The 11,903-nt window shown below is 73.5% G+C and carries 10 protein-coding genes; 8 read left to right on the top strand and 2 right to left on the bottom strand.

Annotated elements, in window-relative coordinates; genetic code table 11:
- The first annotated feature begins 44 nt into the window (after positions 1 to 44).
- From PUR61_RS32730 to def, 8 genes are all read left to right on the top strand, one after another.
- Positions 45 to 797, top strand: coding sequence for an SOS response-associated peptidase (locus PUR61_RS32730; RefSeq protein WP_329883126.1), 753 nt, complete (start codon positions 45 to 47; stop codon positions 795 to 797).
- A 165-nt stretch (positions 798 to 962) separates the two neighbouring features.
- Positions 963 to 1,643, top strand: a complete 681-nt coding sequence (locus tag PUR61_RS32725) for an alpha/beta hydrolase family protein (protein WP_443035280.1) — start codon at positions 963 to 965, stop codon at positions 1,641 to 1,643.
- A gap of 303 nt (positions 1,644 to 1,946) precedes the next feature.
- A complete protein-coding gene (locus PUR61_RS32720) occupies positions 1,947 to 2,690 on the top strand; it encodes a sigma-70 family RNA polymerase sigma factor (protein ID WP_329883212.1) in 744 nt (247 codons plus the stop codon).
- The gene (rsrA, locus tag PUR61_RS32715) at positions 2,687 to 3,091 is read left to right on the top strand and encodes a mycothiol system anti-sigma-R factor (RefSeq protein ID WP_329883125.1); all 405 of its coding nucleotides are present in this window, start codon (positions 2,687 to 2,689) and stop codon (positions 3,089 to 3,091) included. Before PUR61_RS32720 ends, rsrA begins: the two co-directional genes overlap by 4 nt.
- A gap of 324 nt (positions 3,092 to 3,415) precedes the next feature.
- Positions 3,416 to 4,849 (top strand): HD-GYP domain-containing protein, encoded by a 1,434-nt coding sequence (locus tag PUR61_RS32710; protein WP_329883124.1) that lies wholly within the window; start codon positions 3,416 to 3,418, stop codon positions 4,847 to 4,849.
- Positions 4,846 to 6,198: an HD-GYP domain-containing protein gene (locus PUR61_RS32705; RefSeq protein ID WP_329883123.1), complete on the top strand. Its 1,353-nt coding sequence runs from the start codon at positions 4,846 to 4,848 to the stop codon at positions 6,196 to 6,198. Before PUR61_RS32710 ends, PUR61_RS32705 begins: the two co-directional genes overlap by 4 nt.
- A gap of 233 nt (positions 6,199 to 6,431) precedes the next feature.
- On the top strand, positions 6,432 to 7,421 hold the full coding sequence (locus PUR61_RS32700; protein WP_329883122.1) for a tetratricopeptide repeat protein: 990 nt from the start codon (positions 6,432 to 6,434) through the stop codon (positions 7,419 to 7,421).
- Positions 7,422 to 7,501: 80 nt separating this feature from the next.
- Positions 7,502 to 8,143: a peptide deformylase gene (def, locus tag PUR61_RS32695; RefSeq protein WP_329883121.1), complete on the top strand. Its 642-nt coding sequence runs from the start codon at positions 7,502 to 7,504 to the stop codon at positions 8,141 to 8,143.
- 160 nt (positions 8,144 to 8,303) lie between these two features.
- On the opposite strand, the gene PUR61_RS32690 is transcribed toward def, so the two are convergent.
- A complete protein-coding gene (locus PUR61_RS32690; RefSeq protein WP_329883120.1) occupies positions 8,304 to 9,317 on the bottom strand; it encodes a ribonucleotide-diphosphate reductase subunit beta in 1,014 nt (337 codons plus the stop codon).
- Entirely contained in the window at positions 9,317 to 11,743 is a 2,427-nt protein-coding gene (locus tag PUR61_RS32685) for a ribonucleoside-diphosphate reductase subunit alpha (RefSeq protein WP_329883211.1), read from the bottom strand. Before PUR61_RS32685 ends, PUR61_RS32690 begins: the two co-directional genes overlap by 1 nt.
- Between the last annotated feature and the right edge of the window lie 160 nt (positions 11,744 to 11,903).

Here is an 11,903-nt window from a genome sequence, read left to right as displayed (position 1 = left end):
GGTGAGAAACCCGGCGGGGGTCGCGGTCGTGGCAAGCTGACGGCATGTGCGGTCGCTTCGCTTCGAGCACCAGGCCCGAGGACATCGTCGAACTGTTCGGCGTCCGGCAGTGGGATCCGGCCGAGACGCTGGCTCCGAGCTGGAACGTCGCGCCCACGCAGAGCGCCTTCGTGGTGCTGGAACGGGTGCCGAAGGGGGAACGGGCTCCGGTGCGGCAGCTGCGGGTGCTGCGCTGGGGGCTGGTGCCGCAGTGGGCGAAGTCGCCGGAGGCGGCGGTGAAGATGATCAACGCCCGTTCGGACACGGTGCACGAGAAGCCCTCGTACCGGCAGGCCTTCGCGTCCCGGCGGTGCATCCTGCCGGTGGACGGCTACTACGAGTGGCAGACGGTGCCGGGTGAGCGCGGGAAGGCGAGGAAGAAGCCGTTCTTCGTCTCCCGGACGGACGGCTCGCCGCTCGCCCTGGCCGGGCTGTACGAGTTCTGGCGGAACCGGACGGTGCCGTCGGACCACCCGGAGGGCTGGCTGGTGACGTTCACCGTCGTGACCACGGAGGCCGAGGAGCTGCTGGCGCCGATCCACGAGCGGATGCCGCTCTTCCTCGATCCGGGATCGTTCGACGAGTGGCTGGATCCGCGGCGGGACGACCCCGAGGAGCTGCGGCGGCTGCTGATACCCCCGCCGCCGGGGGCGCTGCGGGCCACTCCGGTGTCGCCGGCGGTCGGCAGCATCCGCAACGACGAGCCCGGTCTGACCGAGCCGTACACCGAGGTCGAGTACGAGACCACGCTCTTCTGAGCTCCGCCGCGCCGCCCTGCCTTCCGGTCGTCGCCTTCCCCTGTCCTCTCCCCGTCCTTGTCCTTCCCCGTCGTAAGTACCGGAGCCGCCGTGAACCAGGAAGCCGCCGACCAGGAAGCCGCCGACCGGGCGGTCGCCGACCGGGAGGCCGCCGACCGGGAGGCCGTGAGCCGGGAGGCCGCCGACCGGGAGGCCGTGAGCCGGGAGGCCGTGACGAGGGAGCTCGTCCCGACGCCCGTCGGGGACACCCGGATCACCCTGCACCCGGCGGCCGCACCGCGGGCGGTGCTGGCCCTGGGACACGGCGCCGGCGGCGGGATCGAGGCGCGGGACCTGGTGGCACTGGCCGCGGCGCTGCCGGCGCGGGGGATCTCGGTGGCGCTGGTGGAGCAGCCCTGGCGGGTGGCCGGGAAGCGCCTCGGGCCGGCGCCGAAGACGCTGGACGCGGGGTGGGCGCCGGTGGCCGAACGGCTGGCCGGGGCCGGTCTGCCGCTGGTGGTGGGCGGGCGCAGCGCCGGGGCCCGGGTGGCCTGCCGGACGGGCGCGGCGGCCGGGGCGGTCGGGGTGGTGGCGCTGGCGTTCCCGCTGCATCCGCCGGGCCGGCCGGAGAAGAGCAGGGCGGAGGAACTGCTGGGCTCGGGCCTGCCGACGCTGGTGGTGCAGAGTGCGGCCGACCCGTTCGGTGGGCCTGCGGAGTTCCCGGAGCTGCCCGGTACGCACGAGCTGGTGGCGCTGGAGTACGGCAGCCACGGTTTCGAGGTGCCGAAGCGGGCGCCGGTCGGTCAGGCCGAGGTGCTGGAGCTGATCACGTCGGCGGTCGGGGACTGGGTGCTGGGGCTGGTCTGAGGGGGTTCCCGGGGCCCCGTGCGCGGGCTGTCACGCTCTGTTCACCCGTTCGAGCGAACTGCGGGCGGGGGGCGGGAATGCGGGAGTGATTCCAGTGGTTGACACCCTCGTCAGCTTGAGTCCCGATGGAAGGCAGGGCAGATGGGTTCGATCGCGTGCCCCGAGCGGCCGGACGAGCGCGAGGCCGCGGCGACGTTCGCCCCCTCGTGGTCGGACTGGATTGCCGCGGGCGAGAAGCCCGTCAGCCCGATATCCTCCATTTCGGGGCGGCCCGCCGTGGGTCGTGCCCGTCATGCCGAGGAGGTGGGTCCGGTCGTCGGGACCGAGCACGAGGCCGAGCCGGGCCGGGGCCCGGATGAGGGCCTGCCCACGGGCGAGGCGCTCACCGGTGAGGAGCTGGCCGAGGCGATCGGCGAGGACACCTTCCGGGTGTCGGCGGAGGAGAGCGAGGAGGCCCGGCGGGACCGCTTCGAGCGTGACGCCCTGGGCTACCTGGATCCGATGTACTCGGCGGCGCTGCGGATGACCCGCAACCCGGCCGACGCGGAGGACCTGCTCCAGGAGGCGTTCGCCAAGGCGTACGCGTCGTTCCACCAGTTCCGCGAGGGCACCAACCTCAAGGCCTGGCTGTACCGCATCCTCACCAACACGTTCATCAACTCGTACCGCAAGAAGCAGCGGGAGCCGCAGCGCACCGCCGCCGAGGAGATCGAGGACTGGCAGCTGGCCCGGGCCGAGTCGCACATGTCGACCGGTCTGCGCTCGGCGGAGACCCAGGCCCTGGACCACCTCCCGGACAGCGACGTGAAGGACGCCCTCCAGGCCATCCCGGAGGAGTTCCGTATCGCCGTCTATCTCGCGGACGTCGAGGGCTTTGCGTACAAGGAGATCGCGGACATCATGGGTACTCCCATCGGTACGGTGATGTCCCGGCTGCACCGCGGCCGCCGTCAGCTGCGCGGCATGCTGGAGGACTACGCCCGTGAGCGCGGGCTGGTCCCGGCCGGCAGTGGGGCAGGGCAGGAAGCGAAGGGCTCGGGCTCATGAGCTGCGGCGATCCGAACGACACCGAGTGTGGCGAGGTCCTCGACCACCTCTACGAATTCCTCGACAACGAGATGGCCGAGGGCGACTGCGCCAAGCTGCGTGAGCACTTCGAGGAGTGCTCGCCGTGTCTGAAGCAGTACGGGCTGGAGCAGGCGATCAAGGCGTTGATCAAGCGTTCCTGCGGCTGCGACGACACCCCGGCCGACCTGCGCGGCAAGGTGCTGGCCAGGATCGACTCGATCCGGGCCGGGCAGCGCTCGGGCGAGACGGTGGTGGTCGCCGTCGAGACGACGATCGAGGTGCACGCCGAGACGGCCGGTCAGGCCCGGTCGGCGGGGGAGGCGGCGGAGCCGTCGGCCCGTGCCGGTGCCCCGGTCGAGGCCGGCGCTCCGGCGGAGTGAGCGGAGGCCCGCCGGCTGCGGGCACGGAACGACCTGTGCGCCGAACGGCGCGCGCCGGGCGGCCCCGGGAGCGTTGAGCTCCCGGGGCCGCTCCCGTTCTGCTCGTATGCGCCGTCACTCGTTCGAGTGAGTTGGCGGTGTGCCAGCTGCGGCATTGCGCCATCATGCGTCCCCACGCCGGAACGGCGCCCTATCCTCCTGACGGGCACTCACCGCCGGTCGGCCCGGCGGGCCGGGCGCCGCGCGGGCCAGGACGGCGGGGAGGTCGAGATCGCTACCGACAGTGGAGACACGGACCTGCCGGAGGGCGCCACGCGCTACCTCGTGGCCGTCCCGGTGGCGGCGCTCTGCTGCCTGCTGCCGCTGCTGCCCGCACCGGCCCCGCTGGACCCGCCGCACTGGCTCGGCGCGCCGGTGGACTGGCCCAAGGTCGGGCTGCTGGCCTTCCTGCACGGGTGCTGGGAGTCGCTCGCCCAGGGGCTGCCCACGCCGTGCCTGCGGCTGGTCCGGGCGGTGCTGCGCCGCCCCCCGTCGGCGGCCCGGGTGCCGGCCCGGCCCAGCGTCAACGCCTTCTTCCCGGTGCTGTTCGCCGGGGTGCTGATGCTGCCGCCGGCCGCCGCCGCCCTGGTGGCGGCGCCGGCCGCGCTGGTGGGCGCCGCCGAACCGGCCTGCCGGCGGCGGCAGCTGTGGAACGGCTCCCAGCTCGCGCTCTCCGCCTTCGCCGCCTCGCTGGTCTTCCACCTCCTGGCCGGCCCGCAACTGCTGCTCGGCTCCCGCTTCCCCGCCGCGCTGCTCCCGGGCTTCGCCGCGCTCGGCACGTTCTGCCTGGTCAACGGGGTGTTGGTGGGCGGCATGCTGGTGCTGGCGGAGGGGCGCAGGCCCACCGCGCTGCTGCGCGGGCCGGCCGCTGCGGTCGGGCTGCCCGTGGTGGTGCACGCGGCCGGCGGGCTGATGGTCGCCGTCCTCTGGCAGGGGCCGTACGGCGCGTTCGCCGCGCTGCTGGCCCTACTGCCGCTGACCATCTCCGCTTGGGTGTTCGCCCAGGGGCACCGGGAGCGCGAAGCCCACCAGGCCACCGTCCAGGCCCTGGTCCAGGCGGTGGAGATCAAGGACGCCTACACCCGGGGGCACAGCGAACGGGTCGGGAAGGCGGCGGTGCTGATCGCCGGTCAGCTCGGCATGGAGTCCGAGCGGCTGCGCACCCTGCGGTACGCGGGCGTCCTGCACGACGTCGGCAAGCTGGGGGTCGCCACCGAGCTTCTGCGCAGAAACGGTCCCCTCACCGAGGTCGAGCGGCGGGCCGTCGAGGTGCACCCGGTGCACGGGTACGAGCTGGTGCGCGGGATCGCCTTCCTGGGCGAGGCGCACGCCGGGATCCTGCACCACCACGAGCGGATGGACGGGCGGGGCTACCCCAGCGGGCTGGCCGGCCGGCAGATCCCGGAGTTCGCCCGGATCATCTCGGTCGCGGACGCGTTCGACTCGATGACGTCCACCCGCTCCTACCGGCGGGGCAGGCCGGTCACGGAGGCGGTGGCGGAGCTGGAGCGCTGCTCGGGCAGCCAGTTCGATCCGGTGATGGTGCGGGCGCTGGTCTCCGCGCTGGCCGTCCACGACTGGCAGCCGGTGCTGCCGCCGCCCGCCGACTGCATCCGGGCGGTGCCGGACATCCCGCTCGGCGTCCCCGAGCCGGTCCGGGCGGCCCCGCGCGGCGTCCCCGCCCAGGGCGGAACCGTGCCGACGACCGGGCAGCCGTGAGCGCGGCGACCGACCGGGCGCGGGTGGCGGGCGTGCGGGCGCCGAGCACGGGCCCGGTGCGCGTGGTGCACGCCGGGGCGCTCGCGCTGCTGGCCGCCGCACTGGGTGCGGTGGCGGTCCGGGGGGTGGCCGAGCCCGGTGTGGCGCTGGCCTTCACCGTGCTGATCGCGCTCGGCGAGTGCGTCCGGATCACCCTCCCCGGTGACCGCGAGCAGGCGCCGATCGGGGCCGCCGGTGCGCTCGCGTACGCGCTGCTCGGGCCGTTGCGCGGGCTGCCGACCGCGCACGGGGTCCTCCAGGTGGTGGCGGTGACCGGCGTCGGCCTGCTCCTCGCCCTGCTGCCCGCCGCGCTCAGGGCGGCGGTGCCGGGCCCGCGCGGCGACCGGCGGCACCGGCACCGGCGCCGGCCCTGGGGCGACCGCGCACGCTGGGACGGCGCGGCGCGGCGGCTGCTCGGCGCCGCCTTCGCGGCCGCGGTGTTCCAGCCGCTCTACAACAGCGGGGTGGTCGACCGGTACTCCGCGGACGGCCCGGCGTACGGGGCGTTCCTGACCGCGGTCGCCGCGCTCGCCGCGCTCTGCGACGTCACCCTGGCGGCGCTGCTGCGCCGGGCCCGCAGCGGGCTGCGGTTCCCGGCGGTGCTGGAGGACGAGCTGCGCTCGCTGTTCGGGATCGGCTCGGCGATCGTCGCCACCGGCATGCTGGTCAGCCTGGCCGCCGGCGAGGTGGGGCTCTGGGCGCTGCCGCTGTTCTGCGCGCCGCTGCTGCTGGCGCAGGTGTCGTTCCGACGGGCGGCGGCCGTCCGGGCCACCACGGGGCAGACCATCGCCAGCCTCGCCAAGGCCACCGAGGTGGCCGGGTACACGCCCCCCGGGCACGCCCGACGGGTCGCCGACACCGCCTGTGCGCTCGGCCGCGAGCTGGGCCTGGGCACCCGGGAACTCGCGCTGCTGGAGTACGCGGCGCTGATGCACGACGTCGGGCAGCTGTCGCTGGTCGAGCCGGTGCCCGGCGGGGCGACGGCGCTGCTGCCGGACGACGAACAGCAGCGGATCGCCCGGCTCGGCAGCGAGGTGATCCGCCGGACCGGCGTACCCCGGCAGGTCGCCGAGCAGGTCGCCCGGCTGGCCGACCCGTGGCCCGCGCCGGACGGCGGCGGCCGGGCGGTGCCGCTGGCCGCGAGGATCATCCGGGTGGCGAACGCGCACGACGACCTGTTGACGGCGGCGCGGGGGCGCGGGGCGGGCGAGGCGGTGGGCCGGCTGGAGGTCCTGGAGGTGCTGCGACTGGGGCGCGGGCGGGTGTACGACGCCCGGGTGGTGGACGCGCTGGTCCGGGTGCGCGGGTAGCCCGGGCACGGGGCCGCCGGGCGGGGACGGCGTCCGTCCGGGGTTGAGCCGGCGGGGCGCTGCGGGCAGGCTGGGGGTGGGGACCGGCGCCGGGCAACCGCGGCGGTGGGAAGCGCGCGCGGCGGTGGGCGTGGTTGGATGCGGTCGTAGCGTGGAACACCGACCCGGGGCACCGGGCCCCGGACGCGGGAGCGGACACGGGACTTGAGCGGACGACGACGGCAGGGACGAACGTGAGGATCTTCCACCGGGCACGACACCGGCCGTCCGCCACCTGGCGGCAGACGACGGACCGGGCTTTCACGCTGATCGGTGACGGCCGCTACGAGGACGCCGGCGCGCTGCTGGTGATGGCGGCCGACCTGGAGCCGTGGCTGTCGGACTCGTGGTTCAACCTCGCGCTGCTGCACAAGTTCCGCCGCGACTGGGAGCAGGCGCGGGCGGCCGGGCTGCGGGCGGTGGCGCTGCTCGACCGCGAACAGGGCGCCCCGGACTGGTGGAACCTCGGGATCACGGCGACGGCACTGCAGGACTGGGCGCTGGCCCGGCGGGCCTGGCAGGCGTACGGGCTGCGGCTGCCCGGCGGTCCCGGCGGACAGCCGGACGGACCGGTCAGCCTGGACCTGGGGACGACGCCGGTGCGGCTCTCCCCGGACGGCGAGTCCGAGGTGGTCTGGGGCCGCCGACTGGACCCGGCCCGGATCGAGGTCCTGTCGATCCCGCTGCCGTCCTCCGGCCGGCGCTGGGGCGAGGTGGTCCTGCACGACGGCGCACCGCACGGCGAACGGGTCACCGACGGGGTCGCCTACCCGGTGTTCGACGAGATCGAGCTGTGGGCGCCGTCCCCGGTGCCGACCTACGTGGTGCTGCTGCAGGCGGCGACGGCGGCCGACCGGGACGCCCTGGAGCGGCTGGTCGCGGACGCCGGCTACGCGGCGGAGGACTGGACGTCCTCGGTGCGGCTGCTGTGCCGTGCCTGTTCGGAGAGCCGGATGGCCTCGGACGACGGGCACACCGCCCACCACGACCCGCACGACGACGGCGACGCCGCGCACCCGGGCCACCTGAGCCATCTGAGCCAGGGCGCGGGCGGGATGTCGTGGCTGGTCGAGCGCGAGTGCGGGATCGCCGCGCCGGCCCGTCTGGTGCGGACACTGCTGGACCGCTGGGCGGCCGCTGCGCCCGGAACCCGGGCATATCGGGATCTCGAAGAAGTCTGCTGACCGGGCCGCTTACCCTTGACCGGTACAGCGTGGCAGTCCACGGGCACGGCAGTCGACGGAAGCGGAAGCGGAAAGCAGCGATGGCGGAGCAGCACGACCACCAGCACGACCATGATCACGAGCCCGAGCAGGGCGGGGACCAGCCGGTGAAGGTGGTCGGCGAGGAGCCGGACCTCTCCAGGGGCACCGCGCGCCCGATCACCGTCTTCGGAAACCCGGTTCTGCACCGCGAGGTGAAGGACGTGACCGCCTTCGACGGCGAGCTGTCCGGGCTGATCGACGACATGTTCCAGTCGATGTACGCGGCGGAGGGCGTGGGCCTGGCCGCCAACCAGATCGGCGTGGACCTCAAGGTCTTCGTCTACGACTGCCCGGACGACGAGGGTGTCCGCCACGTCGGCCACGTGATCAACCCGGTGCTGGAGGAGTACCCGGCGGACCGCCGCCGCGTGCTGGACGACGGCAACGAGGGCTGCCTCTCGGTGCCGACCGCGTACGCCGAGCTGGCCCGCCCGGACTACGCGGCGGTGACCGGCCGGGACAAGGACGGCAACCCGGTCCGGGTGGAGGGCACCGGCTTCTTCGCACGCTGCCTCCAGCACGAGACCGACCACCTGTACGGGTTCCTCTACATCGACAAGCTGTCGAAGCGGGACCGCAAGGACGCGCTGCGGCAGATGGCCGAGGGCACGCCGCGGTACGCGACGGTCTCGAACGACTGACGCAGCCCGGGGAGTTGACGAAGGGCCGGGGAGCCGCAACCGCTCCCCGGCCCTTCGCCGTGTCCGGCGCGGCGCGGGCGCCCCGAACGCCGCTGCCCCCTACGGAGGTTCCGTACGGGGCAGCGGGCGTCGGCCCCGGCGGGCCGGGGCCGGGAGGGGCCTAGAACTCGTCGTCGAAGGAGACCGAGCCCTCGACGGCGACCTGGTAGGCGGAGACCCGGCGCTCGAAGAAGTTGGTCAGCTCCTGGACGTTCTGCAGCTCCATGAACCCGAACGGGTTGGTGGAGCCGTACCGGACCGGCAGGCCCAGACGGGCGAGCCGCTGGTCGGCCACGGCCTGCAGGTACTCGCGCATCGACTCGGTGTTCATGCCGGGCAGGCCGTCACCGCACAGGTCCTGGGCGAACTGGAGCTCGGCCTCGACGGCCTCCTCCAGCATCTCGGTGACCTGCTGGGCCATCTTCTCGTCGAAGAGGTCGGGCTCCTCCGCGCGGACGGTGTCCACCACCGACATGGCGAAGTCCATGTGCATGGACTCGTCGCGGAACACCCAGTTGGTGCCGGTGGCGAGGCCGTGCAGCAGGCCGCGGCTGCGGAACCAGTACACGTACGCGAAGGCACCGTAGAAGAACAGGCCCTCGACGCAGGCCGCGAAGCAGATCAGGTTCAGGAGGAACGCGCGGCGGTCCTCCTTGGTCTGCAGCGAGTCGATGTGGTCGACCGCGTTCATGTACTTGAAGCAGAACTGGGCCTTCTGGTGGATGGAGGGGATGTTCTCCACCGCGGCGAAGGCCGCGTTGCGGTCCTCGGGGTCGGGCAGGTAGGTGTCCAGCAGCGTCAGGTAGAACTGGACGTGCACGGCCTCCTCGAACAGCTGCCGGGACAGGTAGAGCCGGGCCTCGGGGGAGTTGATGTGCTTGTAGAGGCTCAGCACCACGTTGTTCGCGACGATCGAGTCACCGGTGGCGAAGAAGGCGACCAGGCGGCCGATCATGTGCCGCTCGCCCTCGCTCAGCTTGGCGAGGTCGGCGACGTCGGAGTGCAGGTCCACCTCCTCGACGGTCCAGGTGTTCTTGATCGCGTCCCGGTACCGGTCGTAGAACGACGGGTAGCGCATCGGGCGCAGGGTCAGCTCGAAGCCGGGGTCGAGCAGCATCTTCTGGGCGTCGGACATTACTGGCAGGCCTCGCAGGACTCGGGGTTCTCCAGGGAGCAGGCCAGCGCGGCCTCCTCCTCCGGGGTGAGGGTCGGGGCGCCGACGGTGACGGCGACGGGACCGGCCGGGACCGGGGCGGCGGCGCGGGCGGCGCCGGAGGCGGCCTGGGCGATCCGGGTGGCCGGGCGCGAGCGCAGGTAGTAGGTGGTCTTCAGACCGACCTTCCAGGCGTACGCGTACATCGAGCTGAGCTTGCCGATGGTCGGGGCGGCCATGAACAGGTTCAGCGACTGGCTCTGGTCGATGTACGGCATGCGGGCCGCGGCCAGGTCGATCAGCGCGCGCTGCGGGAGCTCCCAGGCGGTGCGGTACAGCGAGCGGACCCCGGCGGGCAGCCAGCCGAGCTCCTGGACCGAGCCGTTGGCGTCGCGCAGCGCGTCCCGGGTCTGCTGGTCCCAGACGCCCAGCTCCTTGAGCTCGCGCACCAGGTACGGGTTGACCTGGAGGAACTCGCCGGAGAGGGTCTCGCGCTTGAACAGGTTGGACACCTGCGGCTCGATGCACTCGTACACGCCGGCGATCGAGGCGATCGTCGCGGTCGGGGCGATCGCCAGGAGCAGCGAGTTGCGCAGGCCGGTGGAGGCGACGCGGGTGCGCAGGGCCTCCCAGCGGTCGGCCCACTCGGGCGCGGCGCTCGGGAAGTGGTCGATGTGCAGCTCGCCGCGGGCGGCGCGGGTCTCCGCGTACGCCTCGTGGCGGCCGAGCTGCTCGGCCAGGTCGGCGGAGCGCTCGTACGCGGTGAGCATGATGCGCTCGGCGATCAGCGTGGAGAGCTGCTTGGCCTCGGCGGAGTCGAAGTCCAGGCGGAGCCGGAAGAAGACGTCCTGCAGGCCCATCACGCCGAGGCCGACCGGGCGCCAGCGGGAGTTGGAGGCGCCGGCCTCGGGGGTCGGGTAGAAGTTGATGTCCACCACGCGGTCGAGGAACGTCACGGCGGTGCGGACGGTCGCGTCCAGACGCTCCCAGTCCATCGCGTTCAGCAGGTCGGCGGCGGTGGCACCGGCGGCGACGTGGGCGCCGAGGTTGACCGAGCCGAGGTTGCAGACGGCGGTCTCGGAGTCGTCCGTGACCTCCAGGATCTCGGTGCAGAGGTTGGAGGAGTGGACGGTGCGGCCGGGCAGCGCGGTCTGGTTGGCGGCGCGGTTGGACGCGTCCTTGAAGGTCATCCAGCCGTTGCCGGTCTGCGCGAGGGTGCGCATCATCCGGGAGTACAGGGTCTGCGCGGGGATGGTGCGGACGGCCTTGCCGGCCAGCTCGGCCTTGAGGTAGGCCTCGTCGAAGTCGGCGCCCCACAGGTCGACCAGCTCGGGGACGTCGGCCGGGGAGAACAGCGACCAGTCGGCGTTGGCGTTGACCCGGCGCATGAACTCGTCGGGGATCCAGTGCGCGAGGTTGAGGTTGTGGGTGCGGCGCGCCTCCTCACCGGTGTTGTCGCGGAGCTCCAGGAACTCCTCGATGTCCGCGTGCCAGGTCTCCAGGTAGACGCAGGCCGCGCCCTTGCGACGGCCGCCCTGGTTGACGGCGGCGACCGAGGAGTCGAGGGTGCGCAGGAACGGGACGATGCCGTTCGACTTGCCGTTGGTGCCCCGGATCAGCGAGCCGCGCGAGCGGATCCGCGAGTAGGAGAGGCCGATGCCGCCGGCGTGCTTCGAGAGGCGGGCGATCTGGGCGTACCGCGAGTAGATCGAGTCCAGGTTGTCCAGCGGCGAGTCCAGCAGGTAGCAGCTGGACATCTGCGGGTGCCGGGTGCCGGAGTTGAAGAGGGTCGGCGAGGAGGTCAGGTACTCCAGCCGGCTCATCAGGCGGTACAGCTCGGCCACCTCGCGCACCGACTGCTCGTTGTCGCCGACCGCCAGGCCACAGGCGACGCGGAGCAGGAAGTGCTGAGGGGTCTCGACGACCTTGCGGGTGATCGGGTGACGCAGCAGGTAGCGGGACTGCACGGTGCGCAGGCCGAAGTACTCGAAGCGGTCGTCGCCGGCCGGGTCGACCAGGGCGTTCAGCGCCTCGGTGTGCTTGGCGACGAACGCGGCGGTGGTGTCGCCGATCAGGCCCTCGGCGTGGCCGACGGTGATCGAGGTGGAGAAGGAGACCACGCCCTGGGTCGCCGCCTCGTCGACGATCTCCAGCGCGAGCAGCCGGGCCGCCAGCTTCGAGTACTGCGGGTCCTCGGCGATCATCGACGCGGCGGCGTCGATGGCCAGGCCGCGCAGCTCGGCGAAGTCCGAGCCGGCGTTGCGGCCGCGCAGCGCGGCGGCGGCGACGTGACCCGGGTCCACCTGGGGGAGGTCGACGCTGCGGTCGGTCAGCACGCGGAGGAGCGCGCCACCGGGGTCGGAGACCGTACGGTCGGCGGGGGCGGAGCTGGAACCCTGGGCGGGCAGGGTGACTGAGGCAGCGGTGGTCAAGGCGCTCTCTCCTGGCGGCGATCGGCGTCGGTAGATCGGGGGGCCGGGCCGTTCGGGGCAGGGGAGGACGGCGCGGGCGCCCGTGGCGTCGCGCGGCGTGTCGTCCCCGGCCCGCCCGCGAGGCCCGGAAGGTGGT

Origin of the sequence: Streptomyces sp. BE20 (genome assembly GCF_036322525.1) — a bacterium.
Taxonomy (GTDB): domain Bacteria; phylum Actinomycetota; class Actinomycetes; order Streptomycetales; family Streptomycetaceae; genus Kitasatospora.
Note: the sequence above shows the minus strand (reverse complement) of the source record. Positions and strands in the feature narration are given on the sequence as shown.

What these genes read in the sequence shown, in the direction of transcription:
- PUR61_RS32690 (WP_329883120.1), bottom strand. Translation starts at nt 9,317, where the DNA reads ATGTCCGACGCCCAGAAGATGCTGCTCGACCCCGGCTTCGAGCTGACC.
- def (WP_329883121.1), top strand. Translation starts at nt 7,502, where the DNA reads ATGGCGGAGCAGCACGACCACCAGCACGACCATGATCACGAGCCCGAG.
- PUR61_RS32730 (WP_329883126.1), top strand. Translation starts at nt 45, where the DNA reads ATGTGCGGTCGCTTCGCTTCGAGCACCAGGCCCGAGGACATCGTCGAA.
- rsrA (WP_329883125.1), top strand. Translation starts at nt 2,687, where the DNA reads ATGAGCTGCGGCGATCCGAACGACACCGAGTGTGGCGAGGTCCTCGAC.